Origin of the sequence: Synechococcus elongatus PCC 6301 (genome assembly GCF_000010065.1) — a bacterium.
GTDB lineage: Bacteria > Cyanobacteriota > Cyanobacteriia > Synechococcales > Synechococcaceae > Synechococcus > Synechococcus elongatus.
In genome coordinates, this window is the sequence record NC_006576.1 from 1,207,568 (window position 1) to 1,234,232 (window position 26,665).

General features: G+C 55.4%; 30 protein-coding genes. 17 read left to right on the plus strand and 13 right to left on the minus strand.

Translation table 11 applies throughout. The annotated features are described in order from the left end of the window. Positions 1 to 23: 23 nt before the first annotated feature. Entirely contained in the window at positions 24 to 1,166 is a 1,143-nt protein-coding gene (locus SYC_RS05805) for a hypothetical protein (RefSeq protein WP_011243406.1), read from the minus strand. 200 nt (positions 1,167 to 1,366) lie between these two features. On the opposite strand from SYC_RS05805, the gene SYC_RS05810 reads away from it, so the two are divergent. The 3 genes from SYC_RS05810 to bioB are packed head-to-tail and all read left to right on the plus strand — an operon-like array spanning position 1,367 to position 4,372. Next, a complete protein-coding gene (locus SYC_RS05810) occupies positions 1,367 to 1,765 on the plus strand; it encodes an MAPEG family protein (protein ID WP_011377574.1) in 399 nt (132 codons plus the stop codon). Positions 1,766 to 1,796: 31 nt separating this feature from the next. Further along, positions 1,797 to 3,362: a peptide ligase PGM1-related protein gene (locus SYC_RS05815; protein ID WP_011243408.1), complete on the plus strand. Its 1,566-nt coding sequence runs from the start codon at positions 1,797 to 1,799 to the stop codon at positions 3,360 to 3,362. Positions 3,363 to 3,409: 47 nt separating this feature from the next. Then, complete coding sequence (gene bioB / locus SYC_RS05820) at positions 3,410 to 4,372, plus strand: biotin synthase BioB (protein WP_011243409.1); 963 nt, start codon at positions 3,410 to 3,412, stop codon at positions 4,370 to 4,372. Between the two features lie 96 nt (positions 4,373 to 4,468). Here the strand turns inward: bioB and SYC_RS05825 are convergent, their stop codons facing one another. From SYC_RS05825 to SYC_RS05835, 3 genes are all read right to left on the minus strand, one after another. After that, positions 4,469 to 4,819: a DUF1257 domain-containing protein gene (locus SYC_RS05825; protein WP_011243410.1), complete on the minus strand. Its 351-nt coding sequence runs from the start codon at positions 4,817 to 4,819 to the stop codon at positions 4,469 to 4,471. Between the two features lie 134 nt (positions 4,820 to 4,953). Then, positions 4,954 to 6,462 (minus strand): stress-responsive protein Ycf46, encoded by a 1,509-nt coding sequence (locus SYC_RS05830; RefSeq protein ID WP_011243411.1) that lies wholly within the window; start codon positions 6,460 to 6,462, stop codon positions 4,954 to 4,956. Between the two features lie 78 nt (positions 6,463 to 6,540). After that, entirely contained in the window at positions 6,541 to 6,882 is a 342-nt protein-coding gene (locus SYC_RS05835) for a hypothetical protein (RefSeq protein WP_041676977.1), read from the minus strand. Between the two features lie 285 nt (positions 6,883 to 7,167). On the opposite strand from SYC_RS05835, the gene SYC_RS05840 reads away from it, so the two are divergent. After that, positions 7,168 to 8,145: a pentapeptide repeat-containing protein gene (locus SYC_RS05840; protein ID WP_011243413.1), complete on the plus strand. Its 978-nt coding sequence runs from the start codon at positions 7,168 to 7,170 to the stop codon at positions 8,143 to 8,145. Here the strand turns inward: SYC_RS05840 and SYC_RS05845 are convergent. Further along, complete coding sequence (locus tag SYC_RS05845; protein WP_011243414.1) at positions 8,125 to 9,297, minus strand: homocysteine biosynthesis protein; 1,173 nt, start codon at positions 9,295 to 9,297, stop codon at positions 8,125 to 8,127. The two genes, SYC_RS05840 and SYC_RS05845, sit on opposite strands and share 21 nt — an antisense overlap. 439 nt (positions 9,298 to 9,736) lie before the next feature. Between SYC_RS05845 and ndhL the strand changes: the two genes are divergently transcribed. The 5 genes from ndhL to SYC_RS13565 all read left to right on the plus strand — a co-directional run bounded on the left by ndhL (position 9,737) and on the right by SYC_RS13565 (position 11,849). Continuing rightward, entirely contained in the window at positions 9,737 to 9,961 is a 225-nt protein-coding gene (gene ndhL / locus SYC_RS05855; RefSeq protein WP_011243415.1) for an NAD(P)H-quinone oxidoreductase subunit L, read from the plus strand. Then, positions 9,962 to 10,291 (plus strand): DUF3007 family protein, encoded by a 330-nt coding sequence (locus tag SYC_RS05860; protein ID WP_011243416.1) that lies wholly within the window; start codon positions 9,962 to 9,964, stop codon positions 10,289 to 10,291. 30 nt (positions 10,292 to 10,321) lie between these two features. Beyond that, positions 10,322 to 11,122: a tryptophan synthase subunit alpha gene (trpA, locus tag SYC_RS05865; RefSeq protein ID WP_011243417.1), complete on the plus strand. Its 801-nt coding sequence runs from the start codon at positions 10,322 to 10,324 to the stop codon at positions 11,120 to 11,122. Positions 11,123 to 11,290: 168 nt separating this feature from the next. Next, positions 11,291 to 11,563: a BrnT family toxin gene (locus SYC_RS05870; protein WP_011243418.1), complete on the plus strand. Its 273-nt coding sequence runs from the start codon at positions 11,291 to 11,293 to the stop codon at positions 11,561 to 11,563. Between the two features lies 1 nt (position 11,564). Next, the gene (locus SYC_RS13565; RefSeq protein WP_011377569.1) at positions 11,565 to 11,849 is read left to right on the plus strand and encodes a ribbon-helix-helix protein, CopG family; all 285 of its coding nucleotides are present in this window, start codon (positions 11,565 to 11,567) and stop codon (positions 11,847 to 11,849) included. Between the two features lie 42 nt (positions 11,850 to 11,891). On the opposite strand, the gene SYC_RS05875 is transcribed toward SYC_RS13565, so the two are convergent. After that, the gene (locus SYC_RS05875) at positions 11,892 to 12,545 is read right to left on the minus strand and encodes a phosphoribosylanthranilate isomerase (RefSeq protein ID WP_011243419.1); all 654 of its coding nucleotides are present in this window, start codon (positions 12,543 to 12,545) and stop codon (positions 11,892 to 11,894) included. A 96-nt stretch (positions 12,546 to 12,641) separates the two neighbouring features. On the opposite strand from SYC_RS05875, the gene psaK reads away from it, so the two are divergent. Next, positions 12,642 to 12,884: a photosystem I reaction center subunit PsaK gene (psaK, locus tag SYC_RS05880; RefSeq protein WP_011243420.1), complete on the plus strand. Its 243-nt coding sequence runs from the start codon at positions 12,642 to 12,644 to the stop codon at positions 12,882 to 12,884. Positions 12,885 to 12,958: 74 nt separating this feature from the next. Here psaK and SYC_RS05885 read toward each other — a convergent pair whose 3' ends face one another. Next, positions 12,959 to 13,360, minus strand: coding sequence for a DUF4168 domain-containing protein (locus tag SYC_RS05885; RefSeq protein ID WP_011243421.1), 402 nt, complete (start codon positions 13,358 to 13,360; stop codon positions 12,959 to 12,961). Between the two features lie 84 nt (positions 13,361 to 13,444). After that, positions 13,445 to 14,443, minus strand: coding sequence for a DNA polymerase III subunit delta (gene holA, locus SYC_RS05890; protein ID WP_011243422.1), 999 nt, complete (start codon positions 14,441 to 14,443; stop codon positions 13,445 to 13,447). 152 nt (positions 14,444 to 14,595) lie between these two features. Between holA and prfB the strand changes: the two genes are divergently transcribed. The 6 genes from prfB (at position 14,596) to SYC_RS05920 (ending at position 19,520) form a co-directional block, all read left to right on the plus strand. Continuing rightward, positions 14,596 to 15,718, plus strand: a protein-coding gene (gene prfB, locus SYC_RS05895) for a peptide chain release factor 2 (RefSeq protein WP_155813897.1) whose coding sequence is annotated in 2 segments (ribosomal slippage) — positions 14,596 to 14,667 and positions 14,669 to 15,718 — 1,122 coding nt in all. Because the reading frame shifts where the segments join, the coding sequence is not laid out codon by codon here. A gap of 17 nt (positions 15,719 to 15,735) precedes the next feature. After that, entirely contained in the window at positions 15,736 to 15,915 is a 180-nt protein-coding gene (locus SYC_RS05900; RefSeq protein ID WP_011243424.1) for a DUF3285 domain-containing protein, read from the plus strand. Between the two features lies 1 nt (position 15,916). After that, positions 15,917 to 16,441 (plus strand): rRNA maturation RNase YbeY, encoded by a 525-nt coding sequence (gene ybeY / locus SYC_RS05905; protein WP_011243425.1) that lies wholly within the window; start codon positions 15,917 to 15,919, stop codon positions 16,439 to 16,441. A 1,179-nt stretch (positions 16,442 to 17,620) separates the two neighbouring features. Continuing rightward, on the plus strand, positions 17,621 to 18,067 hold the full coding sequence (locus SYC_RS05910; RefSeq protein WP_231621354.1) for a diacylglycerol kinase family protein: 447 nt from the start codon (positions 17,621 to 17,623) through the stop codon (positions 18,065 to 18,067). Between the two features lie 64 nt (positions 18,068 to 18,131). Beyond that, positions 18,132 to 18,734: an anthranilate synthase component II gene (locus SYC_RS05915; RefSeq protein ID WP_011243427.1), complete on the plus strand. Its 603-nt coding sequence runs from the start codon at positions 18,132 to 18,134 to the stop codon at positions 18,732 to 18,734. Positions 18,735 to 18,767: 33 nt separating this feature from the next. Then, positions 18,768 to 19,520: an MBL fold metallo-hydrolase gene (locus SYC_RS05920; protein WP_011243428.1), complete on the plus strand. Its 753-nt coding sequence runs from the start codon at positions 18,768 to 18,770 to the stop codon at positions 19,518 to 19,520. 344 nt (positions 19,521 to 19,864) lie between these two features. Here the strand turns inward: SYC_RS05920 and SYC_RS05925 are convergent, their stop codons facing one another. The 4 genes from SYC_RS05925 to SYC_RS05940 form a co-directional block, all read right to left on the minus strand. Then, complete coding sequence (locus SYC_RS05925) at positions 19,865 to 20,323, minus strand: DUF4079 domain-containing protein (protein ID WP_011243429.1); 459 nt, start codon at positions 20,321 to 20,323, stop codon at positions 19,865 to 19,867. A 66-nt stretch (positions 20,324 to 20,389) separates the two neighbouring features. Continuing rightward, positions 20,390 to 21,781 (minus strand): glycoside hydrolase 100 family protein, encoded by a 1,392-nt coding sequence (locus tag SYC_RS05930; RefSeq protein WP_011243430.1) that lies wholly within the window; start codon positions 21,779 to 21,781, stop codon positions 20,390 to 20,392. A 37-nt stretch (positions 21,782 to 21,818) separates the two neighbouring features. Further along, positions 21,819 to 23,360 carry a bifunctional phosphoribosylaminoimidazolecarboxamide formyltransferase/IMP cyclohydrolase gene (gene purH / locus SYC_RS05935; protein WP_041676979.1) on the minus strand — a complete coding sequence of 514 codons (1,542 nt, stop codon included), beginning with the start codon at positions 23,358 to 23,360 and terminating at the stop codon, positions 21,819 to 21,821. A gap of 334 nt (positions 23,361 to 23,694) precedes the next feature. Beyond that, entirely contained in the window at positions 23,695 to 24,819 is a 1,125-nt protein-coding gene (locus SYC_RS05940; RefSeq protein WP_011243432.1) for a hypothetical protein, read from the minus strand. A 273-nt stretch (positions 24,820 to 25,092) separates the two neighbouring features. On the opposite strand from SYC_RS05940, the gene SYC_RS05945 reads away from it, so the two are divergent. Then, the gene (locus SYC_RS05945; protein ID WP_011243433.1) at positions 25,093 to 25,959 is read left to right on the plus strand and encodes a phosphatidate cytidylyltransferase; all 867 of its coding nucleotides are present in this window, start codon (positions 25,093 to 25,095) and stop codon (positions 25,957 to 25,959) included. On the opposite strand, the gene SYC_RS05950 is transcribed toward SYC_RS05945, so the two are convergent. Beyond that, positions 25,956 to 26,636 carry an LmeA family phospholipid-binding protein gene (locus SYC_RS05950; protein ID WP_011377562.1) on the minus strand — a complete coding sequence of 227 codons (681 nt, stop codon included), beginning with the start codon at positions 26,634 to 26,636 and terminating at the stop codon, positions 25,956 to 25,958. The genes SYC_RS05945 and SYC_RS05950 overlap by 4 nt on opposite strands. Positions 26,637 to 26,665 lie beyond the last annotated feature (29 nt).

Consider the following 26,665-nt stretch of genomic DNA (forward strand, 5'->3'; position numbering starts at 1 on the left):
CAGTTGTGATTTTTCAGTCTGGACTATTGCTGCCGCAGCACAATCTCATTCTGGCGAGTTTCACCATTCAGGCTGGCACTGGCTCGCACCACATAGCGAGTGCTACTGGAAACCACGACTGGACGCCGGACTTGGACAGAGAAGTTGCCATCGCGATCGGCAATGACTTCGCGATCGAGTAAGACAGTGTTGCCAATGTCAATCAGTCCACCCAAGACCGCTGCACTCGATCGGACTTCAATCCGCACACGGGCATTAGGACGCGTACGACCCATCACAACAAAACCGTTACTGGTAACGCGATCACCATCTTGGAAGTTGGTGAAGATCGGCGTGAGCTCAGCGATCGCTCCAGCACTGTCGTAGTCGAGGCGCGTAATTTGGCCAGTCCGCAGATTTGCTTGGCAATCAAAGCGAAAAGGTTGGCTGTTGCGATCAAGGACGGCATCACCCCGCAGTCCTTGCTCCGCATTGGAGATGAAGTAAGAGCGGAGACTCGCTTGCTGGAGGCGCACTTGAGGGCTCAGACGATTGCGGAGTTCCGCTTGGCAGGCTTGAACTAAGGCTGGACTGATCTCTGGGGGATTGTTTTCTGCTTGATAGTCATAGCTAATGCGCTTAACGCGGCCATTGCGGAGATTGACCTGGCAGTCAAAGGTGAAGGGCCGAAAGTTACCAGAGCGATCGAGGGTGCCTTCTCCGCTTACGCCCTGTTCATTCCTCGAGATTGGGTAAGCACGTAGCGTATCAGCGCTGAGCAGAATTCGCTGCCCAATGCGATTGGCAAGGGCCTCTTGGCAACTCCGCCTTAAGCTGTCGCTGACTGTGTCATCATTCCCAGCCGATTGATAGTTATATTCCAAGCTAACAACCCGGCCATCCCGCGTATTCAGCTGGCAATCAAATTGAAAAGGCCGAAAGTTGCCACTGCTGTCGAGATTCCCTCGGCCTCGAATTCCCTGCTCGGCATTAGAAATGAAGTAGGAAGAAAGCGTATCAGTTTGAACTTGAATGCGTTGGCCAATCCGCTCCGCTAAAGCGCTTTGACAGCGACGCAGGAGGGTGGGATTGACCTCGGCGGCCTGCACGGCCTCAGGGGGCAGGACTGCGATCGCACTTCCCCAGAGTAGGGCCGCTGTTGTTAGGGCTGTAATCCGTTGAGTCATAGCGAGTACTAGGGATCCCAGGGTCTACTGCTGCCAGCATGCCCAGTCCCCATGGGTGCTGCAACCTCCAGTTCCCATGCGGCTCTGAGGAACCTCTATCGTTGGGGGGTGGCTAGGGATGTTGGCTTGAGCCTAGGCAAGCTAGAGCGGGTAGGGCATTCTGAGGCTATATCTTCAATCTTTCGGTTTACGACCCAGTGATGAGCCCTTTAATTGCTGTGATTTCTGCCCTAGCGCTGATTCTCTATCAGGTCTTAGCGTTCAACGTCGGACGCGCTCGGGCGCGCTACCAAGTGAAACCACCGCAGGTCAGTGGGCCACCCGAGTTTGAGCGGGTGTACCGCGTTCAGCAAAACACGCTAGAGCAACTGGTCTTTTTCCTGCCCAGCCTCTGGTTGTTTGCAGGCTTCGTCAATGAAACGGCTGCCGCAAGCTTGGGCGGCATCTGGATCTTCGGCCGCATCCTCTATGCCTGGGGCTATTATCAAGCCCCCGAGAAACGAGGGCCTGGGTTTGGCATCAGTTTCTTATCCTCTGCTGTGCTTGCGATCGGCGCTTTGATTGGCGGCTTGCTCGCCTTGTTGCAACCTGCCACCTAACCTTTTCACCCCTAGCACTGGAGCCAAGAGGATGGACGCCGTGCGGCAGTCGTTTCAGCAACTGCAAAATGAGCTGCGCCGCGATTGGTGTGGGATTGAAGCAGGAGGACTAGCCAGCGACTACGACATTTTGGTCGTCCCCTCCCTCAGCCTGGATGCCCATGAGCTGCAGAAAATTTCCGGCGTCCTGTTCTACGAAGAGCGTCTCCTCTTTTCCCTGATTCGGCTACGTGATCCGCGCACCCGCGTCATCTATGTCACCTCGGAACCGTTACCACCGTTAGTGATTGACTACTACCTACAACTGCTGCCAGGGATTCCCTTTTCCCACGCTCGCGATCGCCTGCTCCTACTCTCGACTTGCGATTCCTCGCTCAAACCGCTAACCCAGAAAATTCTGGAACGCCCTCGCCTGCTAGAGCGGATTCGCCGTGCTTTGCGCCCCGGCAGTTCCTTTATGACTTGCTTCAACAGCAGTCCACTAGAGCGGGAATTATCCGTGGCTCTCCGGGTCCCCCTGTTTGCCGCTGATCCAGATTTATTGGAATGGGGCACCAAAGCCGGTAGCCGATCGCTCTTTGCAGAATGTGGGCTGCCCCATCCGGCGGGCAGTCCGCTGATGGATAGTGTGGAAGACTTGGCAGCAGCAGCAGCTGAACTCTGGCAAGACCAGCCCCAAGCTCAGCGCTTTGTGATCAAGCTCAATCAAGGCTTTTCCGGGGAAGGGAATGCGCTGCTGGATTTACGCCCGATCGCGCAACAATCACCCGATCGCGTAGGACTGACCGCTGCCAGTCAGGCGATCGCTCAGCAATTTCCGGTGATGCGTTTTCAAGCGGCTCATGAAACTTGGCAGAACTTCCAAGGACGGATCACTGATTTGGGCGCGATCGCCGAATTATTCATTGAGGGCGAAGTGAAGCGATCGCCCAGCGTCCAAGGCTGCATTCATCCGAGTGGACAAGTAGAAATCCTCTCGACCCACGATCAGATTTTGGGAGGACCGGATGGACAAATTTATTTGGGCTGCCGCTTCCCAGCCGATCCGGCCTATCGCCTGCAACTGCAAAAGTGGGGCGAGCAGATCGGTGAAGCCCTCGCTCAACGCGGGGCCTTGGAGCGATTTGGTGTCGATTTTGTTGCTGTGAATCAAGGCGGCGATCACTGGGAGCTACAGGCGATCGAGATCAACCTGCGCAAGGGCGGCACGACCCATCCCTTTATGACGCTCAAGTATTTAACCAACGGCTACTACGATCCTCAATCCGGCCAGTTTTGTAGCGAACTCGGCCAGCCAAAATACTATGTTGCCACTGACAATTTGCAATCGCCGCGCTATCGCGGCGTCTTGCCTCAAGACCTGATGGACATCATTGCCGCCAACCAACTCCACTTCGATAGCAGCACCAAAACCGGCACCGTGTTTCACCTCATGGGTTGTCTGTCGCAGTACGGCAAGCTGGGGCTCACGAGCATTGGCAATAGTCCCGAGCAGGCACAAGCGCTCTATGACGAAGTGGTTTCAGTGCTCGATCGTGAAACCGATCCGGCCACCAGCCCTGCAGGTTCGGCGCTGCCGGTGAGTTGGGCCGTCTAAGGCGATCGGGGCGCGAGTATGATCCTAAGGTCGCGATCGCGAGCACGATGGAAGCTATCCGCCACGACTGGACTCTCGAAGAAATCGAAGATCTCCTCAACACGCCGCTCCTCGAGTTAGTTCATCGCGCGCAGACGGTTCACCGCGACTATCAACCGGCTAACGCCATCCAACTGGCGACCTTGCTCAGCGTCAAGACCGGCGGTTGCAGCGAAAACTGCGCCTACTGCCCTCAGTCGGCTCACTACAACACTGAGGTCGATCCTCAGTCCACCCTGCCAATCGAAACGGTTTTAGAACAGGCAGAACGGGCCAAGGCCGCTGGTGCCAGTCGTTTTTGCATGGGCTGGGCTTGGCGGGAAATCCGGGATGGGGCGCAGTTCGACGCCATGCTGGAAATGGTGCAAGGCGTCCGCCAATTAGGACTCGAAGCTTGCGTCACCGCTGGTATGCTCAGCGATCGCCAAGCGGAACGGCTGGCTGAGGCTGGTTTGACGGCCTATAACCACAACCTCGACACCAGCCCCGAGTTCTACGGCGAGATTATTTCGACGCGCACCTATGCCGATCGCCTTGCCACGCTGGAACGGGTGCGGCAGGCCGGCATTAGTGTTTGCTGCGGCGGCATCATTGGCATGGGAGAAGGGCAGCGCGATCGCGCCGGATTGCTGCAGGTACTCGCAACCCTCAATCCTCATCCCGAAAGTGTGCCAATCAATGCCCTAGTGCCAGTTGAAGGAACGCCTTTAGGCGATCGCGATCGCCTCGATCCGTTGGATTTGGTGCGGATGTGCGCCGTCGCTCGGATTTTGATGCCCAAAGCGCGGGTTCGCCTCAGTGCGGGTCGCACCGCCCTCAGCCGCGAAGCCCAAGTCCTTTGCTTCCTGGCAGGGGCTAACTCGATCTTCTACGGCGATACCTTGCTGACCACAGCGAATCCTGTCTGTGAGGCCGATCGCCAACTGCTCGCCGACATCGGTGCCGAAGCGCTTGAAGTGGTGACGGCTTAGCTTTAACAAGTCATCACTCCCTCAAGACCAAACACCGATACAGAAAAAAGGGGTAGGTTGTCCTACCCCTTCCATCGTGGAACGCCAAGGGAAGAGCTATTGCAACACCAGTTTGACGTTGGCATTGCTTAGGCCAGGCCGTTTGACCTCGGCCAGGGTTTTATTGACGGCGTATTTTTGGTTAATGGCATTGATCAGTTCGGTCTGATTATGCTTTTTGGCGACGCCCCAGAGGTCAGCGATCAGATCAAAAGAGCCATCGCTATTGCGCGACCAGCCCAGATCGTAGTCGCCTTCCAGAGTGGCAACCAAGTCAGCCCGCACGCGCTGGCCGTTGTAGCCTCGCACGTCGGCATTTTCTTGCACCGCAATTCCGAGATCGCGCAGCGACTGCTTCAGGATCACAGCATCACTAATCTTGGTGCGAAGGGTACTGAAGTGAGACATCGGAGAGACTCCTGTATCAATGGTGGAGAGAGGGAGAGTCCCGGGTTGCCCAAAGGCAAACCAGACGGGTGAGAAACTGCTGGTCTGTTGGGATCAAACCAGCCTTCCCCCTGTTGGGATCAGGGGAGAAGCCTTTAGAACTCCAGTCGCTGATATTCAGCGACGGAGGCCGCAGCGGGTCGAGCTCGCTGTCGAGCCCAGTCCCGCAGCGCTGCCACTTGTTCATTCATGGTTTTGGAGAGGGGCAGCGTGGACTTGATTGCGGCAATGATGTCGAGCTGCGTAAATTCGCGCTCTTGGGCAAAAGCCTCATACATCGCTGCAATCAAAGCTTGTTCAATCTCGGCACCTGAAAAGCCATCCGAGACTTTGGCCAGTTGTTCAAGGTCAAAGCGATCGAGAGGACGCTTGCGCTTGGCCAAGTGAATGCGAAAGATTTCCGCTCGTTCTTCCGGCGTTGGGAGATCGACGAAAAAGATCTCGTCGAAGCGACCTTTGCGCAGAAATTCGCCGGGCAACCGTTCGACGCGGTTTGCCGTCGCCATCACAAACACCGGCGATCGCTTTTCCTGCATCCAAGTCAGGAAGGAACCGAAGATGCGACTGGAGGTACCGCCATCTGAATCTGCAGAACCCGCTGAACCAGCGAAGGCTTTATCCAGCTCATCGATGAACAGAATTGCCGGCGCGATCGATTCCGCCGTTTTCAAAGCATTGCGTAAGTTCGCTTCCGATCGCCCCACAGTCGAGCCGTCATAGACCCGACCAATATCCAGCCTCAGCAGCGGTAGTCCCCACAATCGCGAGGTTGTTTTCGCAATTAGCGACTTTCCACAGCCCGGCACCCCGAGGATCAACATGCCTTTGGGTTGGGGCAAACCGTAACTGCGTGCTTTCTCAGAAAAGGCGCCCGATCGCTGCCGCAGCCAGTGCTTCAGTTCTTCTAGACCACCAACCGCATCGAGGGTTTCATCTTCTTCGATGAACTCTAGAATGCCGTTGCGGCGAATCAGCTGCTGTTTTTCCGAGAGGATGACATCAACTTCGGCTTCAGTCAGCCGCCCCGTCGTCACTTGCGCCTTGCGGTAAACCTTTTCGGCTTCGTCACGAGTCAATCCCAAGGTTGCTTTCAGCAGTTTTTCACGACCCGATTCAGAAGGACGGGGCAGCGATCGCCGGTCGAGTTCGCGATCGAGCACGGATCCCAATTCCGCCAGATCCGGCAGCGGGAAATCGAGGACAACCACATCCTTCTCCAGCTCCACCGGCACCGTTTGCACCGGTGACATTAGGATGATTGTCTTCTCAGCAGATTTAAATTGGGCGATCGCATCCCGCAGCCATCGCGTAACAGCTGGAGACTCAATAAAGGGATGCAGGTCTTTGAAAACATAGATACCTGGCCCCTTATGACGCACCACCCACTCGATTGCAGCTTCAGGTGAGACGGTGCTGTGGTGAGCGACTTGCCGGGGCTGGCCGTATTCGATAACGCCGTGGGTCACCGTCCAGAGGAACAACTGCCGCGACCCACAAGTCTGAGCCAGCGTTGCCAGGGAGCGCTCGCTGCGTTCTTCTTCCGAAGTGATGAGATAAATCAGCGGGTACTGCGCTTGTAGCAGAATGCCCAATTCTTCGCGCATGGTGAGTTAAGACCTCGCAAAGCGACGGACAGATACCCAACAGGCTCTTGGCTTGGCCGGGAAAGCACCGGTCCCTACTTAGCAGGGAACCAGCTCTTCGTCCGAAGTGGTGGCTGTTGTAGGTGTGGGCTCAACCGTGAGGTTGGCATCATCTTGCAAAACATTGGGCTGATGCCGCAGAGAGGCTAGCTCTCCGTGCTTCAGCACGACCGGCGATGTGCAATCTGGACAGTGATAAACCCGGAAGGTGCTGCCGTGAGCGTTGGCGGCTTCTTCTACGACCTCGGAATGCTCCAGATAAAACTGAAGGGCTTTCTCAGCGATCGCAGACATCGGCTCGAGATCCACGGCTGCCCGAATTTTGAGCTGCCGATGCAGATCAGGGGGCAAATAGAACGTAACTTTTGGCTTGTCTTGCATGGAATCCGAGTGTTCTCTATACCCGGGTATGCATCGTACCATAGACGCTTTAACTGAAAAGCGTCAAGGCAGTTTAGCAGCATGCCAGCAAATAATTTACATTTAGAAATATTTTGACAATCTAAACTTGTTGTTTTCAATGCTCCAAAAACGGCAAAGGTTGCTGCGATCGCAGTAGTTGATAACAGCGATCAAACAGGGGCCTGCCTATGAAGACTGTTTGCAAGAGTTTTCGGCTGATCCCCGCTGCGTGCTAGGTTGCGAGCAGAGCGGAGGGTAGCGCAGATGGCCACCAAGACGACCGCACCAACGGGTGCCAGTTTGTCCTGGCAGGTGACAGCCCCACCTGCTGTTGATTTAGTCGTATCCCTGCCCCAGCCCTCGCTTGACTGTTTGTCGGGCACAGTCACCCTCGCGATTCGGGGTGGACGACTTCCACAAGTGCAGCCGAAATCACTCGCACTACTCGTAGATGGCCCGCACGATCTGAAGTGGGAGCAAACGCCTACAGGTTGGGTGGGTTGGCGAGAACGACCGGGTCTTACTCAGTTGCGCTGGCGGCTACCGGCTCACACTCAGCCCTATCCGGTCAACTGGGTCGTCACCTTAGCGGACTTAGTGCTTGTTCAAACTTGGGGACTGTGGAACCACGATCTCTCGCCCAATGCCCAGGTTTTGGCGGAGCGCTTGATTCTTAAACATTGGCTGCGATCGCTTCCATCCACGCCAGACGGGGCCATTTTGGCTTCAACCACAGAACCCACGGAGCGAACACTGGATTGGGATCAGTCTTTAGCCGCACTCTTGCCAACGGTTTTGGCAGGCTATGACGGCTGGCAGTCTTTGGGCCTTGATCCTCAACAGGATTTCGTGGGCGCGAATCTCACCAGTGTGGATTGGCGCGGCAGTGATTGGAGTGGTTGTGACCTACGACGCACCAACTGGCGCGGGGCCAACCTGAATGATGTTGATTTCTCCGGGGCAGATCTACGCCATAGCCGTTGGGCTGGAGCCGATCTTTCGGGAGCATTGCTCAGTGATGCGCGCTTACGTGGGGCAGATTTCCGGCGGGCAAGCCTCGCGCTGGTCAATCTGGCAGGAGCGGATCTCTCCCAAGCGGATCTGCGGGAAGCCAATCTGAGCCGTGCTAATTTCACCGGCGCGAATGTAGTGGGGGCTCGTTTTGGCGGCAATGTCGGCTTGGATGAAGCACAGATTATGACTCTGCGCGATCGCGGGGCGCTATTCGTCGTTGAGAGCTGAAGGCGAACGCTGATCCTGGGGTTGGAACTGGCGATCGCTGGGTAGGCTAGCAACCGGCTCGGTCAGAAGGAATTCACCGGCTTCAATCCACTGCTTGAGCAGTTCGGCAACCTGCTGCGATCGATAGAGGCTGGCGAGTGGTGCTGTTCGAATCCGTTGGCCTTCCAGCATGATGCTGCCGGACTTGAGCTTGGCGTAACTGACCAGACCAAAGGTGGGACGGACGCGGCGCGGGATCGAGAAATCGACGACCGGGGCCACGATTTGATCATCCGTGACGGCACAGGCCGCAACGACAGCTTCTGTAGTCACCGCCAAGGGGATGCCAACACCCAACATCAAGGACGCGCCGTAGTTCTGGAAATAGCAGCCCCGCACCCAATCCGGCAACATCTGCTTAGCGTCACCGATCAACGCCAAGGTCGCCGCTGGACCCACCGGAGTGCGATTGGGTAAACGCTTTTGCAGCGGGAAATGCTGCGTGCCTTCCCAAGCGATGTAGCCAACACCGCCGCCCAGAAAAATGCGGGTACCGATGCCAATGCTGACCAGATCTGGATCATTGAACAGTGGAGCGATCGCTCCCGGATTGGCATAGACAGCGTTGCCCAGATTCGGCAGCAGCGGCTCGAGGTAGGTGTAGAGCGTCTCGTCGCCACCATTCACGCCAACGATGAAGTTTTGATAGAGATTGGGGGGATTGAAGAGATAGAACTGGTTGATGCTGTCGCGATCGATCGTGGTTTCAAAGCTGCGGCGCGGATAGCAATCTGTTCCTTGCCCGATCGCCCGCAATCGCACTTTCTGACCCGCGATCAGATCGGCAATCACCTGCCCGCCGCCATACTCTGCTTCCGGATCCTCACTTTCTTCACTGGCACCCAAAAGTAAATCTGCTGCGCCAAAGCCTGAGTAGGCGCGCACATCATTCAACCAGCATTGGCGAATTTTGATCGGCGGATCGGTTTGACCGAGATTAAGGATCGCCCCCGAGGCTTCCATCGGCTCAAAGGTGCCGGTGGTAATCACATCAACTTGCTGGGCGATCGCAGCGATCCCTAACTCCGGTGCACGGGCTTTAACCTCCGTAGCTGTCCAAACAACGGCGCGACCGGCCTGGATTTTTTCATTGATTTCTGCAATCGTGCGCATTTGGCAATCTGCCCAGGCGATCGCCACAGGTCGTTTGTCAATGGGGGCGGAGGGACTCGAACCCTCACGACCTTTACAGTCAGCGGATTTTCATTCTCTCTGCAACTTTCGCTGCCATCAACAATCGCGATGTTGAGAATTGGACTATCCCTTTACCCTCGGCTGAATCCGTTAGGGTAGCTCCCGTCTAGTCTCTGCACCTTCTAAAGCTGTTAGTTGTTTAGCTTTAGCTTGGCTCAGGATTGCCATGACTTTAATGTTTAAAGTTTTAGGTTTCCCTGAGTTTGAGAGCTGCCACTCGATCCCTTTCGCGATCGAGGCCCAGTTTTCTAAGTCCGCTGCGTCTACCGTTCCGCCACGCCCCCTTGTTGCTTTCCCCATTCCACCATTGGCTAGGGCTTGGACGCAAGCGTTTAAAATCAGAGCCAAGCATCTGAGTATGACTGTGACTCTGATCATTGCAGCCTTGTACCTTGCCCTCGCTGGGGCTTATCTGTTGGTGGTTCCGGCGGCACTGTACCTGTACCTCCAAAAACGCTGGTATGTCGCCAGCTCTTGGGAACGGGCTTTCATGTACTTTTTGGTCTTCTTCTTCTTCCCAGGACTGCTGTTGCTGGCACCGCTGCTGAACTTCCGGCCGCGATCGCGCCAGATCCCAGCCTAGATGCGACGCCTAGACATCCTGCTACTGGGAGCAGGCTTGGTGGGAACGGGGGCGCTGCTCTACAGCGTCCTACAGCGCTTTGGCTTAGCCGAGTTTGATGCGGGCATTTGGAGCGAAGCCCTGCTGGTGGGCGGCGTGGTGCTCTGGAGCTTGACCTATGTCTTTCGGGTATTGACCAAGCGGATGACCTACGCGCAGCAACTACGCGACTACGAAGAAGCCGTCTTGCAAAAACGCCTTGAAGAACTGTCGCCGGAAGAGCTGGCTAGCCTGCAAGCTGAAGTAGAAGCTGAGCGACAAGCGCGATCGCAAGAGTCCTCTCAGTCCTAAGATCAGACTTTGGCCGTCTTTGAACTGGGCATGACTGCAATTTCTGACTGCTTTGCCGCCCTGCGATCGCAGGGACGCTGTGCATTGATCCCGTTTTTGACGGCGGGCGACCCGGATTTAGAAACCACCCGTCAGGCATTGCTGGCCCTCGATCGGGAAGGTGCTGACCTGATCGAGTTGGGTGTGCCCTACTCTGATCCGCTGGCTGACGGGCCCGTGATTCAAGCAGCAGCAACGCGTGCCCTGCAAGCGGGGACGCGACTGGATGATGTCTTGGCACTGCTCAAGGACGTGCGATCGCAGATCAAAGCGCCGATTGTGCTGTTTACCTATTGCAACCCAATTCTGAACCGCGGCTTCGAAGCCTTCTTGGATCAGATCGCGGCAGCTGGCGCGAATGGTTTGGTTGTACCCGATCTGCCCTTGGAAGAGTCCCAACGTCTCTCAGAAGTCGCAGCTGAGCGTGGCATTGATTTGATTCTGCTGATTGCACCGACGAGTTCCGCTGATCGCATTGCAGCGATTAGTAAGCAGGCTCGTGGCTTTATCTACCTTGTCAGCGTCACCGGTGTCACTGGGATGCGCCAAGGGATGCAGTCCCGTGTTGCGGATCTCCTGCAAGAAATTCGCCAAGGGACTGATAAGCCGATCGGGGTTGGCTTCGGGATTTCGGGAGCAGAGCAAGCTCGACAAGTGCGCGATTGGGGCGCCGATGGTGTGATCGTTGGCAGCGCCTTCGTGAATCGCCTGCAAGAGCAGGGCGTGGAAGGGGTGGCCACACTCTGTCGGGAACTACGGCAGGCGATCGATCGCCAACCCGTCCTGTCCTAAAGACGCTCTGCATAATCAGCAGGGGTTAGTTGCTGGATAGAACGATAGTGGTTGTCTAAATTGCCAGGCTGCCTACTATCCTTGGAGCAATTGGTGGGAGTTGCTCCTCCCGTATCTGCTTAGGTCATTACAAGGAGTCTTCTGGCGCGTATCATTGCCCTGGAATACATGAAAGCTTTTTGCTGGGACGCAGAGAAAAATAAGCAGTTAAAAGCTGAACGTGGTGTGCAGTTTGAGCAAGTAGTCCTTGCAATTCAGCAAGGCCAGCTTCTTGATATTCTTCAGCATCACAATCCTGAAAAATATCCGCATCAACGTATTTTTATTGTCAAGTTCAACAACTATATCTACTGTGTTCCTTTTATTGAAGACGATCAAACAATTTTCCTTAAAACGATTATCCCCAACCGAAAAATGACAAAGAGATATCGAGGCTCTTAACATGAATAACCATGCTCGATCGGAAGAAGAAATCTTGATTCAATCGATAGAGTCGGGTGAGTGGCATTCAGTGGATTCACTCAGCTCAGAGATTAAACGCTATCAAAATTATGCCCAAGCACAATCAGAAACAGAAATAAAAGTTACTCTAAGCCTGTCTGAGGTTCATCAACTTCAAGCAACAGCAGAGCAGCTAGAGACATCAGTATCAGAACTGATCGCCCAAGCAGTCCGCCGTTATCTTCACGTCGATACAGTTGTTAGGGATCCAGCAATCTCTGATTAATATTTCCACTCGGCATTCCTACGGACTTGAGATAATTGTTGATCATTTCAAGAGACTATTTCTGGCTAGAGAAGAGAATAAAGCCGTAACTTTCTCCAGATCCTTATCACCGGGCGATCGCTCAACACCACTGGAGAGATCAATACCAGCGGGGTGAAGCTGGGATAGCGCGGTCGTGATGTTCTCAGGTGTTAGACCACCTGCAAGCAGCCAAGGGCGAGAGGGTTGAAAGGCTTGCAATGCCTGCCAATCCAAGGTTGCACCAGTCCCTCCCAGCATCTGAGGGTGGTAGGCATCGAGCAGCAGCGTGTCTACGCAGTCTGTAAAGGACTCTGCCAGCGCCAAGTCAGCGGTTGAGCGAATTCGTAGGGCTTTGATCAATTCCAATGCAGGGAAGCGATCGCGCCAACGCTGACTGTCTGCTAGGGTTTCATCGCCATGGAGTTGAAGGCTGGTGATTCCCGCAGCCACGTAGGCTTCTAGTTCTTCAGCCGTGGCATTGGCAAACACACCGACACGATTGACGGTCGGATGGGTCTTCTGCAAAGCCTGAGCAATCTCAGCGACTTGGGCAGGGGAAACATAGCGGGGTGACTGCCGTACCGCAATGAAGCCGATCGCCGTTGCGCCCAGATCGGCGATCGCGATCGCTTGTTGAGGATCGCGCAGTCCGCAGATTTTAATGCGTAGGCCCATGGTGCATTGGCAGTTTGTTAAGTATTGGCAAGCCTTGCGTCAGGCAGGCAGCCTGATTCTTATCATGCTGGCTAGCTGAAACGAGGAGAAGAGTCGATGAACCCAACCACGGTGGAATGGAACGCCAATGTCGCCGCAATCATGATCACCGCCAACCTGTTTGCGATCGCGATCGGCTACTTTGCCATCCGCAACCGCGGCGTGGGCCCGGCATTACCGGTGCCGCTACCCGCAATTTTTAGTGGTTTTGGTCTGCCCGAGTTATTGGCAACCGCCAGCTTTGGCCATCTACTGGGTGCTGGTTTCGTCCTAGGACTAGCCCAAGCAGGCTTGCTCTAGGGACAGTGGGGGAACGGGATTGAGCAAGAGGCAGCCTGTTTCCCCGATTCAGTTCTTAAGCCTGACGAAGCGCACTAGCGCATCAGCTGCATTAGCTGGGTTTGAACGCGATTTTTGAGGGTCGGATTACTGTTTTGCATCTTCCGAATTTCGATGAAGCGGCTGGGGCTCAGGCCATTGCGATCGAGGATTTGGGCCGACTGGCGACAAAACTGCTCAAATGATCGGCGCACGCTCGGCTCGTACTGCTGCCAAACATCCCGCTGATGACACCGCAGGGAGGGCACCGCTGACTGCCCCAGCTTGTCACGAATATCATTGAGTGTTGTCTGTCGCAGTTGCTCAATTTCCAGCGCAGACCGCGCAAAACTATCGATTTCCTCAGGGCTCGGAAAATCATCAGCTCGGGCGGCTAGCGGCATGAGCCAGACCGCAAGCACGAGCGGTAGCAAGGACTTGTACCAGTGATGAATCATAGAGCCGAAATTACCGTAGCAGTCTCTTGGGGCGTTGCTGACCTAGTTCTATTGAAGCGGGGAGTCTGGGAAAAGTTCCGTCCGCTACAGACGCGATCGCGGGGGTTGGCAGCATTGGCAAAGGGCAATCACTTGGGATTGTAAATGCCCAAGCGGATCCGCTCCCTGCTTGAGCCCAAATTCGAGGTCGAGCAAGAGGGGCAAGGTTTGCTGTAGCTGACGACTGGTGAGCGATCGCACTTCTTGCAAAACAAAATGGACACGCTTGGGATTTCCAATTCCCGCTGCCGTGGCGATCGCTTGCGGATCTCGTTCTCCCCGCTCCTGCAGCAGTTTGACCCAGAGCCACATGCGGAATTGACCAATCAGCGTGGCACTGATCCGCAGCGCTGGTTCGTTGCTAGCGATCAAGTCACTGACCAAGCTAAGGGCGCGATCGCAGTCCCCTTGGCGAATGGCAGCTGCCAGTTGCAAGCTGTTTTGAGTCGTTGTGCTGACTAGGGCTTGGACTATGCGGGCTGTCACTGGCTCTGAGCGATCGCCTTGGAAGAGTTTCAGCTTTTCCAGTTCGCTGTAGAGCTGGCGGGTTTGATTGCCCACCGCTGCCGCCAAACAAGCCACTGCCTCGCGATCTAAACGGACGCCGACCTCATGGGCAACTTGGACAACCTGTTGCTCGAGCGCCTCACCGCGCCAAGGAGGAATGGGGGAGAACTCCTTCAGTTCCGCAACTTTTTGCAGTAGCTTAGTGGATTTCAGTCGGCCATTTGGCTTACCCGTACTGCTGAACAGCAACACCGTTGTCTCGGGCATTTGGGGCAAGGTGCGAGTCAGCTCGGCATAGACCGCATCGGAACATTGCTGGGCCAAGGGCGTTTCCGGCAGCCAGATGAAGCGTTGCCCCGCCCCAAAGGGTGGCGTTAGTGCTAGCGACAGAGCAACCAGCACCCCATCTGCTTGTTCTGGGGGAATCCGCTCGCTGTTAAAACTCGCCCACATTGGATCTACGCTGCGATCGCGCAACTTTTCCACCGCTTGTCGCAGGGCGAATTCATCTTCTCCCCAAAAGTAGTAAACAGGCATGGCAGCCGCCAGATGATGCCGCGATCGCGAGGTCAATCCTGATCCCGACCTTCACTCTAAAGGCTGAGCGCCCAGCCCTTGACGTTCCTGCCCTACGCTCGTCGACCGCAATCGCGGTGCTAGGATCAGCGCCTGTCAGCGCTTCATCGATCATGGACACGCTTGAGATTAAACGTCAGCACGAACCGCTCCGTAGCCGCCTGAGCCACGCTCAGGACTATCTTTGACGTTCCTGCCCTACAAGCGCGGATTCAAGATTTAGAACAAGAAGCAGCGCAACCTGACTTTTGGGATAACCAGGCCACAGCGCAGAAAATTCTCAAGCAGCTTGATGACTGCAAAAGCCAAGTTCAGCGACTGGTGGACTGGCAACAACTCGACGCCGATATCACCGCCATTCTGGAGTTGCTGGCGATTGAGCCCGACCCTGCCCTATTTGAAGAAGCGGAAACCAACGTCCAGCGACTGCAGCGCGAGCTGGATCAGTGGGAACTACAGCAACTGCTATCGGGCCCTTATGATGCTGAGGGAGCGATCCTCTCGATTAACGCTGGGGCTGGCGGCACCGATGCCCAAGACTGGGCCGAGATGTTGCTGCGGATGTATACCCGCTGGGCCGAAGACCAAGGCTACAAGGTACGGATTACCGAGCTGTCCGAAGGGGAGGAAGCGGGCATTAAATCGGTCACCTTGGAGATTGAGGGCAAGTACGCCTACGGCTATCTCAAAGCCGAGAAGGGGACCCATCGCCTCGTCCGCATTTCTCCCTTCAACGCTAACGACAAGCGCCAGACCAGCTTTGCTGGGGTAGAGGTGATGCCGGTGCTCGACACTGATATCGACCTGGAGATTCCTGAGAAAGACCTCGAGATCACCACCTCCCGCGCCGGTGGCAAAGGCGGCCAGAACGTCAACAAAGTCGAGACCGCCGTGCGGATTGTTCACCTGCCGACGGGCCTCGCAGTACGCTGTACCGAAGAGCGATCGCAGCTGCAGAACAAAGAGAAAGCCCTGGTCATTCTCAGGGCGAAATTACTGGTCGTTTTGCAGGAACAGAAAGCCAAGGAAGTCGCGGAAATTCGCGGCGATATGGTGGAAGCAGCCTGGGGCAATCAAATTCGCAACTACGTCTTCCATCCCTATCAGCTGGTTAAGGATCTCCGAACTGGCGTAGAAACCAAGGCGATCGCCGATGTGATGAATGGCGACCTCAATCCCTTTATCCAGGCCTATCTGCGCCAAGATAACCAAATGTTGATCGAAACCACTGTCTAAGGATCTGGATTGCAGCGATGACAACGCCTGACTCACCGCCGGAAACAACGACTGCCTCGGCGCCAGCCAGAGATAGCTATGTCAAACTCGCCATGCGCAACATGGTACGGAAGGGACGCAAGTCGCTCTTTCACTTTGGCCTGACGACCCTAGGCTTGATAGGTTTACTGGTTGGTTTGGCTTACCTGACGCGCTGACGTGGCTTTACTAGACCTCACGGTGCAGATGGCCTGCAGCGATCGCCTGCCGGATTTGCCTTGGCAAGATTGGCTCGATCGCTGGTTGACAGATATCCAGCCACAGCTACCAGAAGATTGGCAGGCCCCTACCTACGAAGCCTGCCTGCGCTTTGTCGATGATGCAGAAATTCAGCAACTCAATCGCGATTATCGCCAGCTGGATAAACCCACGGATGTTCTCGCTTTTGCTGCCCTAGAAGATGAGCTAGCGCTGGGTTTCGATCCTGAGGAGCCGCTCTATCTGGGCGACGTGATTATTTCAGTACCAACGGCTCAACGCCAAGCCCAAGGCCATGCCCTAGAGACAGAACTGGTCTGGCTGAGTGCCCATGGCCTGCTCCATCTCCTGGGTTGGGATCACCCCAATGAAGAGCAGCTAGCCGCGATGCTGACGCAACAAGAGCGTTGGTTACAATTGGTGGCGGTTCCAGTGCCACCCCGCTGGTTGGATGAAGTCAGCCAACCCCCATCATCGGAGCCTTAAGCTGTGATCGCCGATCGCTCAACTGGCTCGGCTGCAATCATCAAGGGCACCGGTCAGCGCATCACTGCACCGGACAGCTAAAGTACGTCCCTGGATTAAAGCCCTGAGTTGAGGGTGTAGGGTCACCCCTGCTCTGGCGGATTTCTGAAGCTCTGTTTTTCCGTCACCGTGGTTAAGAGCAGGCAATTTCACTGTTATTGCGGTGAAATTTGTCCATTCACAATGTAAGAAAGGGAATCAAAATAATCGAAAGGGGTCCTCATATCCAAACTGTTATCGCAGCAGGGAATTGTGGGCTGAGGCTCGCGAGGAATAATATCGTCAGGTCAACGGTTCTACCCCGTCTGTGACCTGATTTTACTGCAATATAGCCTTAGCTCAATCAATTCACTTTATCAACACGAGGGTAGAGCAACTCTTGCAGGGCACAATCGCCTAAGCCTCAGCTAAAAGCACAAATAAATTGATGACTGTCGAGAACAGTAGCAATCATAGGTTTCAGATTATATCCTGATTTCACAAACTCCTTTTGACTCGAACAAGAGCCTGAGCAGTTGCCGATCTCAACAGACATTTAGGTGCCTGATAGCCATCAATTTTCCTAGCCAAAAAATTGTAATTTTCGTGGCAGTGAGTGTCTAATACAATATCGGCAATCAGCATTGAATACCCACTAGAAATCACTATCAAGATGCCATTTCTGAGACAGCCTGTGATGAATATCTTTCATAGCCTTTTCCCTAGGTGAAATCCGTCTCAGGCTGGGACTTTCAAGACTGGATTTTCTAGAGATTAGCTAATGCAAAATAGCTCATGCCTGCCAAGATTAAATAGAGAGATCCAGCGGTAGGGGCTACAAATCGTTGAATTCAATAGACTGAACAGCTCTTTGCTTTCAATTGCCGATTAGCGATCGCTGCCATAGCCAAATGGGATTGAGCTGCTGAATTAGGAGTGCCCCTGTTACCTAGAGCATCCCTCACAAGATTTGGGAAAACGAGGCAGGAGAGCCAGTTTCCCTGCTTGCCAAGATAGGGTTTATTCAAGTTCTGGATGTTCTCTTGACCTAGCTGCGGGGCAGGCTGATTGAATGCCAACCGAGGCGATCGAGCCATCACCTCTGGGGACAATCGCGGGAGAATGTCACACTGTGCACAATGGCTGTCTAGGGAGGCCTACATGCCCGACACTCAACTGCCTCCGAGTCGTCTGGAGGCCAATCTAGCTCGAAGCCGCGGCTATGCTTGGCGGATTGCGCCAAACCTCTTCAGTAGCTTCCGCTATGCCGGCATGGGCGTGAGCTACGCGTTCCAAACCCAGCGCAACTTTCGGATCCATGTAGTCCTTGGCGCGATCGCCGTTGGGTTAGCGTTCGGTTTGGGGCTCAGCGCCACCGATCGCGCGATCGTGACCCTCACAGTGGCTGCCGTGCTGGTGATGGAACTACTCAACACAGCCTTGGAATCCGTTGTCGATCTCACAGTCGAGCAGAGATATCACGAACTGGCTCGCATCGCTAAAGATTGTTCTGCTGGTGCGGTCCTAATCGCCGCGATCGCCGCTGTCCTCGTGGCCGCAACCTTGCTCCTGCCGCCGCTCTGGCTTCGTCTCAGCCTCTTGTGGTGAGCACTCACCGGAATGGAGCCGCAGATCGTACGCTGGAAAGGACTGTTATTCCCGGATCGTCGCTGTGCTGCTCGTCATCGATAACTACGACAGCTTCACCTACAACCTCGTCCAATATTTGGGCGAACTGGCCAGCGACTATGCGATCGCCCAAGAAATTGTGGTGCATCGCAACGATCAAATTGATCTGGCCGGAATTGCAGCACTCAAACCAGATGCGATCGTGATTTCGCCTGGCCCGGGCCGTCCTGAGGATGCAGGCATTTCCATGGCCGCGATCGCTGAATTTGGTCCAACCACACCGATTCTGGGCGTTTGTCTGGGTCATCAAAGTATTGGGCAGGTCTACGGCGGTCAGATTGTTTCTGCGCCAGAGCTGATGCATGGCAAAACCTCACCCGTGCTGCATCACGATGTCGGCGTTTTTCAGGGGCTCGACAATCCAATCACGGCAACTCGCTATCACAGCTTGGTGATCGATCGCGATAGCTGTCCAGCAGACCTCGAAGTAACCGCTTGGGTGGAAGACGGCACCATCATGGGGGTTCGGCACCGTCAATATCCTCATGTGGAAGGCGTCCAGTTTCACCCAGAAAGCGTGCTCACCCAATCTGGCAAGCGGATGTTGGCAAACTTTTTAGCCAAAGTGCCGTCTCCTGAATGCTAGGCTCTTAGCCGTGTCTGTGGCGGGTGTGAATTCGTGAAGCGTCGTCAGTTTTTGCAAGCAGCGGGCTGGGGAAGTTTGGGGGCGATCGCCACAACTTTGCCCCGAATTGCTGAGGCCCAAGCTAGTTCCCTGCAAATTCAATCCTTTGGCCACAGTTGCTTCCGCTTCACGGGTGGCGGCCTGCCCGCGATCGTTGTCAATCCCTTTAAGCCAGGTGGCTGCACCGCAGGTTTACCGCTGCCTCGGCAGTCAGCAGGCGTTGTGCTAATCAGTAGTCGTTTGCTGGATGAAGGCTACGCCGAAGCCATTACAGGTAATCCTCGCATTCTCTTTGAAGCGGGCGTCTATCGGCTGGGTTCGTTGCAGATTCAAGGGGTGAAATTGCCCCACGATCGCCTCGGGGGTCGCCGCTTTGGCAATAACGTCGCTTGGGGCTGGTCTCAAGCGGGATTATCAATCCTGCATCTAGGCGGTGCGGCTGCCCCGATCACCATCGAGAACCAAATCCTGTTGGGTAGTCCTGACGTACTGTTGATCCCTGTCGGCGGTAGCCCCAAGAGCTACAACCCAGAAGAGGCTAAAGCCACGATCGAGTTGCTCAAACCTCGATTGATTATTCCGACCCAATACCGCACCAGTGCAGCGAATAAGGACAGCTGCGAGTTGGGGCCGCTACAACCATTCCTCGAACTGATGCAGGGCACACCCGTTCAACGTCCGGGCAGTACTGTCACGCTACAGAAGGCCAGCATCCCGAAAACCGGCTCGCGAATCATTGTGCTGTAGCCAGCAGTCCGCAAGCAGATTAGGACAATCTAGTTCTGGGCTGGTGTAGAGTCAACAGCCTCTATCCGTGGGGGTGATTGCGCCCCCCATACATCCACCGGGAGACTCGACACCCCCAGTTCCTTTCAACAAGATTGCAGTTGAGACTTGCAGCAGCGATCGCTACCGGTAAAACTAGCTGGTCCTGACCATGGGTTAGAGGTTAATCGGCTCAGGCAACAACGTCCTAACATATTTGCCCTATGCAAGCAGATTAAGCCCCACAGCCAGCAAAAAGCAGTCCAACCCAACGGAAGGACTGCTTAAAAGCGACCTGATTGAATTGCGATCGCGGCGATTCGGCTCTAGTGGCGAGCGATGATGCGCTGCACAATATCCATTCCCGTGACAGCCTGCCAAGCAAACAGGCCAACAATCACGGTGTTGAGGGCGATGTGGGTGCCCCGCGCTAGCTCATTACCTTTTTGCATGAATGGGGACAGCGCTGCGGAAATAGCGATCAAACCGGCCATGCCCAAACCGGCCAGTAAGTGAGGGCCAACAAACAACTTGCCGTTATTGATGTAGGTGACAGCCATGCCGCCCACAGTCCCTAAGACCATCAAGGCGAGAATGAGTGAGCCCCACTGGAAGTGCTTTTGATTCACTTTGGCTTGAATCAGTTTCTTTTTCTCTTCCCCAGTCGCCGACCGCAGTTGGCGCACTTGGAAGCCGAGATAGCCCGCATAGAGGCTGACTCCCAGCAAAATCCACATCAATAGTGGATGGCCAAAGTTGAGATAAAACTTGAGTTCGTCTGACATGGCGTGTTCTCCTCGCCGGGCTAGGACAGGCTACTGCCTGCTCGGCAGCAAAGGTCTTCACAAATCTTAGGGTAAGCCCCGCAGACTCAGCAGTTGAATGCCCTGGGGCTGCGAGAGCAGTGCGTGATTCAGCAGCAATCCCGTAAACGTCCAAGTCTGATAACGGCAGGCGCGAGTAGCAATCTGGACCGAGTCCTGACCCTCGTAGTACTCTGGCCACTCATCGCCAGGGAGTTGCTCGCACTGCTGAGTGTGGTAGTGCTGAAGCTTATTCAGCCAGACCTGACAGAGATTGCGATCGCCTCCCCGCTGTTGGTAGTGCAAGACCGCCGCACTGAGATACCAAAGCAGGGATGGCCAACTACCACCGTTGTGATAGGACCAAGGCTGATTTTTAGGATCGCAACCCGTCAGGATTTTCCACGCCGATCCGGTTAAAGCGGGATAGCAGAGCCGCAACGGCACTTGGCCCAAAATCTGGGCTTCGTTCTGCAAAATCAAGCGCAGAATCGCACCCTGCTGATTGAGCGGAAGCACATCGAAAACGATCGCCAGCAAATTGCCAAGGCTAAAAAAGCGGAAGTCAGGACGTCCTGCCCGTATGTTCCCTAGGAAGTAGCCACCCGACTCACCCAGCCAAGGTTCAACCCAGTCAGGGATGGCGATCGGCTGAATGTTGTAGGGGTTATGGCTGCGATCGCCAAATTCTTCGGTGGGCCACTGCTGCCAGCGTCGCAGGCGATCGGGCGTCACCCAGTAGTGCCAGCAGAGATACTGCCGCAGGCGACGGGCTTGCACATGGGCAGCATTGGCCGCTTCGGTGTATTGCAGCAACTGCCCACAAGCCCGCAGTGCCCCGTAGAGCAGGACTTGAATTTCTAAAGGTGCGCCCGCCACATCCAATGGACGACCGACCATGAAGGCCCCATCGGGCACCTCGAGCAGTGGGTTTTGGTTGAAAACCGGACGCAGCAGGAAAGCCAGCAACCGCTGTAACCCCTGCTGAACAGTCGGACTGTGGACAAAGGCATCATCATGGGAGGCCCGCCGATAGGCCTGTAGCAGCACCGGCCACCAAAGGCTAGGGTCAGCAGAAACCACCCGCCCGATCGCCCGCTGACCATAGTCAGCAACGCAGTGGGTTTCCTCACAGACGAAACTGGTCGGCAGAATGCCATAGGTTTGCAGTGCCTGGCTCTGGAGAGAAAGCGACAGTTGCAAGAAGTCGCGGACAACGTCAGTTTTGCCCTGCAACAGCAGGTAGAGCATCACCGGCACGTTGTCGCGAATAAAGATTTCGCGGTAGTTCGCTGCCGCCAACTCCTGATCTTCAGGCAGTGCCGCGATCGCCCCCGCCCACTGATCGTGATAGCGAACCAAGGCCCGATCCCAAAGTAACTGCTCCGCTGTTTGCAGCGCGGTCTGCAGCGTAGCGGGCAGCACAACAGAATCGGGCATGGCAAAGTCCTGCGGGAGAACAGCAGTGGGTCAGACTTTAGTGGAGGAAGTGGCGCGTGCCAGTAAAGACCATCACAAGGCCAAGTTCGTTCGCCGCTGCAATTGAATCAGCATCACGCAGACTCCCGCCGGGTTGCACGATCGCCCGAATTCCAGCTGCCGCTGCGGTACGAACACTGTCATCAAAGGGAAAGAAACCATCGCTGGCAAGAATGGCACCTTGAGCGCGATCGCCCGCTTGTTCCAAGGCAATTTTGACGGAACCGACCCGATTCATTTGACCGGCACCAATCCCGAGCGTGACGCCATTCGCCGTCACCGCGATCGCATTGGATTTGACATGTTTGACCACCTTCCAAGCAAACAGCAACTCCTGCCAATCGGCTTCGCTAGGCTGCTGTTCCGTGACGACCTGCCAAGCATCAACGGTTTCCAGCTGATCATCGCTGTCCTGCACCAAGAATCCGCCGGCGATCGATCGCACAGTTTGCTGCGGACCGCTATTGAAATCTGCCAGGGTGAGTACCCGTAGGTTTTTCTTAGCTGCGAGAATCTCAGCCGCTGCTGGCTCAACCGATGGGGCAACAATACATTCGAGGAAGGTGCCGGTCATCGCCGTTGCAGTTGCCGCATCGATCGCCCGATTCAGGGCCACAATGCCCCCGAAAGCAGAGACGGAGTCCGCGTCAAACGCTTTTTGATAGGCATCACTCAATGCCTCAGCTGTGGCGACTCCGCCGGGATTATTGTGTTTGAGAATCGCGGCAGCAGCGGGGCCATCCGCCGGGAACTCCGCAATAATTTGGCGTGCTGCCTCGAGGTCAACTAGGTTGTTGTAGCTCAGCTCTTTGCCCTGTAGTTGCTGCGCCGCTGCCCAACCGCTGGCCGTAGCACCGGTTTGATACCAAGTCGCCGCCTGGTGGGGGTTTTCGCCGTAGCGCAGGACTTGCACCGGCTGAGCACTCAGTTGCAAGCGATCGCTGGTCGCTTCAAATTGCTCAGCGAGATAAGTCGCGATCGCCGCATCATAAGCAGCGGTGTGCTGGAAAGCCGCTAGAGCGCACTGCTGGCGGAACGCGAGGGGAATTTGTCCCTCTCCATCGGCCAGGGCCGTCAGATAGGGCTCGTACTGGCTGGGGTTAGTCAGAATCGTTAGGTGAGCATGGTTCTTGGCCGAGGCCCGCACCATTGCTGGCCCGCCGATGTCAATTTGCTCGATCGCATCTGCCAGCGTCACTTCAGGACGGGCGATCGTGGCCTCGAAGGGATAGAGATTGACGACGACTAAGTCAAACGGCTGAATGTTGTTGGCCGCTAAATCTGCTTGATCCTCTTCGCGATCGCGGCGCGCCAAAATGCCGCCATGAATGCGGGGATGCAAGGTTTTGACTCGGCCACCGAGGATTTCGGGTGAGCCCGTGTGTTCTGCAACTTTCGTAACGGGGATACCTGCTTCTAGGAGTTGCTTGGCGGTGCCACCGCTACTGACAATCTGAAACTGAAAGCGATCGACCAGTTGACGTGCAAAATCAACGAGGCCAGTTTTATCGGAAACACTGAGCAGGGCAAATCGCGGCATTGAAAATCCTAGGAGAAGCATTCAAACAGCAGTCTTCTCCAGCATAAAAGCAAATGACCAAGGCTTGATCGCGCGATCGCTTCTCTACTCAGCCAAGACAGTTGCGTATTGCTGATTTTCAGTCATCTATTCCAGTCATTTTCAGCTAGCAAAAACCAACTGAAGTCAAGCAGAATTTCATAATTTTATGACATCAAAAATAGCCTGCAATCACCTTCTGCGATCGCTTAAGTTCAACGAACGTTAGGAGTGAGATCTGAGCAACTTCAGCAGAGTGCTCAAACCCAATCTTGGTCAGCAAGCGTTTTGATAGCTTCTAGACTCAGCGCAGCCCTTAGCGATCCAGCGCGTAGACCTGACCATCAATCAGCAAACAGTGAATGCCCTTCGCTTGCAGCCAGCGCGTAGTTTTTAACAAAATCTGGCTGTCGGGCAGTTTGATCACCCGTTGATTGCGCTTACAAAAACGCTTAGCGGTGCGGGGATTATCAAAGAGCGGCAATGCTTGGGCTTCCGCATGATCCGCCTCTACCGTTCCTAATTCCGCCAAAGTTGTCAGGGAACAGGTGACCAAATCCGCTGTGCGATCGACAACGACATAGCTAGTGCGGGGGAGGGGTGCAATGCCTAGGGGTAAGAGTTCAAGGGTCGCCGCAGCCTCTGTGCGATCGCTGTCCCCATCAGCCGCAAGATCGTCTTCGTCGAACACGAGTTCATCGTCTTCGCTGTCATCATCCCCAAATTCATCTGCATCTTCGATCGCAGCAACTCCGCCCCGCAAATCATCAGCGGTTAGTTCTAAATCGATCGCGGTATTACTGATGTGTTGGGTTGCAGCAGTGGATTGTCCGGGTTCAATCTCTGGCTCTGTTTCTGAAAAGATCGCCGCTTCCGTGAAGGGGGTTTTCGGAATTGGGCGTGGCCGTTCCGGCGCAGGTTTCGGCTCTGAGATTGGAGTGGGGGGTGGGATCGCTTCCTCTCCAGTCACCGGCTCGGGCGTTTCTACAGCTAGCGGGGCAAAAAAAGGCGCACTGATGCTAATCGCCTCAGGTTTGTTCGGCAGTTCCGGCGTTGCAGGTTCTGCACTGTCCGTACTAGCTGCCGTAAAACGACGACGGCGGCGACGTCCACCACTGGCTGGTTCTGGCTCCGGTGCGATCGCCTCTGCTGGGAGCGGCTCAGGATCAGCAATCGCGGACGGGTCTGCAGCTTTCGGTACTACCGGCGTTGAATCCACCTCTGGGGTCACTGCAACTGAATCTGCCGTTTCCGTCAATCGGCTGCGGCGATCGCGCAGTTGCTCATATTCCTCGGGCGAGAAACTGCTGCGCAAAATCCGCGACACCGTACTGACACTGACCCCAAACTGTTCAGCCAAAGCAGCAACCGGAGCAGTCGTAGTGCGAAAGCGCTCGAGCAACGCTTGCTTATCAGCAGGAGAAAGCTTGGCAGGGGCCATGCAGCAGGGCAGCGCGAAAGGGTCCAAGAGCCCATTCTACTGTGGTGCTTTCCTTGCACGGTGCGATTGGGCAAGAGCGATCCCTAGGTTTTTGGGTTGCGACTCCGGAGGGGCGATCGCGAATTGCCGTTTTCAACAACTGGCCCAAGGGAGGATTTCAACCAGTTTCAAGCAGGGACGCTGCAGCCGTGGCGGATGAAGCTCTCTGGAGCAATTTCGAGAGAGTCATCAGTCCTTGTGCCACAGTAAACAATTGGCGGACTACTTCTCCTCATGCCTTGGACCCGCATTCTCAGTGGCACGGTGGCGATCGCGATCGCTCTGGGATTGCTGACGTTGGGCGGCTGGTATTTCACCTGTGGCCTTGGAATTATGGTCTACCTTGGCCTGGAAGAATATTTCCAGTTGGTGCGCCTCAAGGGAATGATGCCGGCGGCACGGACGACCTTGGTCGTCAGTCAACTGTTGCTGATTGTCGCGAACCTCAACCCTTCCCTCACCGATGCGATCCTGCCAGTAACAGCCATTCTGATCTGCGCTTGGCTGCAATTTAAGCCCAAGCCCTCCAGCATTGCCGACATTGCCGCCTCAATTCTGGGCCTGTTTTACACCGGCTATCTGCCCAGCTACTGGGTGCGCCTGCGATCGCTCGGATCGGCTGCCAGTAGTAATCTCCCCCTCGGCGGCTTCTGGCCCGATCGCTGGCTACCGTTTAACCAATTACCGCCAGGTCTAGCCCTACTGTTGCTGGCCTTCCTCTGCATTTGGGCCGCTGACATCGGCGCCTACTTCATGGGGCGTTGGTGGGGACGCACCAAGCTCACCCAAGTCAGCCCCAAGAAGACCGTGGAAGGCGCGATTTCTGGCCTACTTGGCAGCATGACCGTCGCCACTATCGGGGCCTTTTCCTTAGCTTGGCCCTATCCATTGCTCACCGGCTTGGGCTTGGGCCTGATCATCGGCGGCTGTAGCTTGCTGGGCGACCTAACCGAATCGATGATGAAACGGGATGCTGGCGTCAAAGACTCCGGTCAGATCATTCCTGGACACGGTGGCATCCTTGATCGCACCGACAGCTACATCTTTACGGCACCGATGATGTACTACTTCGTGACGCTGCTGCTACCGCTGTTGCGTTAGGCCGCTGTCGCGAGAACTCGGAACTCTCCCGTCAGATCGACCTTGCCGTCGCTAATCACCAAACTGGCGATCGAGACATCCTCACCGAGGGCGATCGCATAGGCCTCAAGCCCACTCAAATCAGGCGCGGGCTGGGTCGCTGACTGCCACTGGGGACTGTGCAGGCGTAAAGTCTGCGGATCTACTAAAGCGAGGCCGAGGGATAACTCTGTGTCGGGCGTGATCAGCAGGTGGAGGCGATCGGACCGGAGGCGAAACTGTAGTTGGGTCGCCAGCTGCTCTACCGAGAGTCCTAGCTGTTGCCAGTAGTCCGCCAAGATCTGCCAGATCGCCTGTTGCCAAAGCTCGGAGCTGAGTGAGTCGTTGAAGTTAGCTTCCAGCAGTTGCACCTCAGCGGCAATGCGAATTTCCTGCAGAAGTTGGAAGGCTTGGCCGCGCACCATCTGAGGCAGATTGACGCGAATTTCGGAGCCCAACAGCGACATGCGCTCCAGACAAAGCCCTTGGTAGACAATGCCTTGTGCCGCGATCGCGACCTCGGGAATTGTGCCGCCCAGCAATTGACGACTGCTGCCGCCAATGGTCAGATCTAGCTGCGCGATCGTGGCTTGGCTGTGCAGCCAGAGCTTAATGGCCGGAGCCAAAACCCGTCCAATGATTCCCGGCGCTGTACCCATCACTATTTGCCCCTTGGTCCGCTGTTTAC

Coding starts and splice junctions, on each gene's coding strand:
- SYC_RS05840 (WP_011243413.1), top strand. CDS start 7,168: ATGGCCACCAAGACGACCGCACCAACGGGTGCCAGTTTGTCCTGGCAG.
- SYC_RS05845 (WP_011243414.1), bottom strand. CDS start 9,297: ATGCGCACGATTGCAGAAATCAATGAAAAAATCCAGGCCGGTCGCGCC.
- psaK (WP_011243420.1), top strand. CDS start 12,642: ATGAACCCAACCACGGTGGAATGGAACGCCAATGTCGCCGCAATCATG.
- SYC_RS05860 (WP_011243416.1), top strand. CDS start 9,962: ATGCGACGCCTAGACATCCTGCTACTGGGAGCAGGCTTGGTGGGAACG.
- SYC_RS05910 (WP_231621354.1), top strand. CDS start 17,621: ATGCCCGACACTCAACTGCCTCCGAGTCGTCTGGAGGCCAATCTAGCT.
- SYC_RS05815 (WP_011243408.1), top strand. CDS start 1,797: ATGGACGCCGTGCGGCAGTCGTTTCAGCAACTGCAAAATGAGCTGCGC.
- holA (WP_011243422.1), bottom strand. CDS start 14,443: ATGCCTGTTTACTACTTTTGGGGAGAAGATGAATTCGCCCTGCGACAA.
- SYC_RS05900 (WP_011243424.1), top strand. CDS start 15,736: ATGACAACGCCTGACTCACCGCCGGAAACAACGACTGCCTCGGCGCCA.
- SYC_RS05950 (WP_011377562.1), bottom strand. CDS start 26,636: ATGGGTACAGCGCCGGGAATCATTGGACGGGTTTTGGCTCCGGCCATT.
- SYC_RS05885 (WP_011243421.1), bottom strand. CDS start 13,360: ATGATTCATCACTGGTACAAGTCCTTGCTACCGCTCGTGCTTGCGGTC.
- SYC_RS05925 (WP_011243429.1), bottom strand. CDS start 20,323: ATGTCAGACGAACTCAAGTTTTATCTCAACTTTGGCCATCCACTATTG.
- trpA (WP_011243417.1), top strand. CDS start 10,322: ATGACTGCAATTTCTGACTGCTTTGCCGCCCTGCGATCGCAGGGACGC.
- SYC_RS05870 (WP_011243418.1), top strand. CDS start 11,291: ATGAAAGCTTTTTGCTGGGACGCAGAGAAAAATAAGCAGTTAAAAGCT.
- purH (WP_041676979.1), bottom strand. CDS start 23,360: ATGCCGCGATTTGCCCTGCTCAGTGTTTCCGATAAAACTGGCCTCGTT.
- SYC_RS05945 (WP_011243433.1), top strand. CDS start 25,093: ATGCCTTGGACCCGCATTCTCAGTGGCACGGTGGCGATCGCGATCGCT.
- SYC_RS05830 (WP_011243411.1), bottom strand. CDS start 6,462: ATGCGCGAAGAATTGGGCATTCTGCTACAAGCGCAGTACCCGCTGATT.
- ndhL (WP_011243415.1), top strand. CDS start 9,737: ATGACTGTGACTCTGATCATTGCAGCCTTGTACCTTGCCCTCGCTGGG.
- SYC_RS05875 (WP_011243419.1), bottom strand. CDS start 12,545: ATGGGCCTACGCATTAAAATCTGCGGACTGCGCGATCCTCAACAAGCG.
- bioB (WP_011243409.1), top strand. CDS start 3,410: ATGGAAGCTATCCGCCACGACTGGACTCTCGAAGAAATCGAAGATCTC.
- SYC_RS05940 (WP_011243432.1), bottom strand. CDS start 24,819: ATGGCCCCTGCCAAGCTTTCTCCTGCTGATAAGCAAGCGTTGCTCGAG.
- SYC_RS05825 (WP_011243410.1), bottom strand. CDS start 4,819: ATGTCTCACTTCAGTACCCTTCGCACCAAGATTAGTGATGCTGTGATC.
- SYC_RS05810 (WP_011377574.1), top strand. CDS start 1,367: ATGAGCCCTTTAATTGCTGTGATTTCTGCCCTAGCGCTGATTCTCTAT.
- SYC_RS13565 (WP_011377569.1), top strand. CDS start 11,565: ATGAATAACCATGCTCGATCGGAAGAAGAAATCTTGATTCAATCGATA.
- SYC_RS05835 (WP_041676977.1), bottom strand. CDS start 6,882: ATGCAAGACAAGCCAAAAGTTACGTTCTATTTGCCCCCTGATCTGCAT.
- SYC_RS05930 (WP_011243430.1), bottom strand. CDS start 21,781: ATGCCCGATTCTGTTGTGCTGCCCGCTACGCTGCAGACCGCGCTGCAA.
- SYC_RS05805 (WP_011243406.1), bottom strand. CDS start 1,166: ATGACTCAACGGATTACAGCCCTAACAACAGCGGCCCTACTCTGGGGA.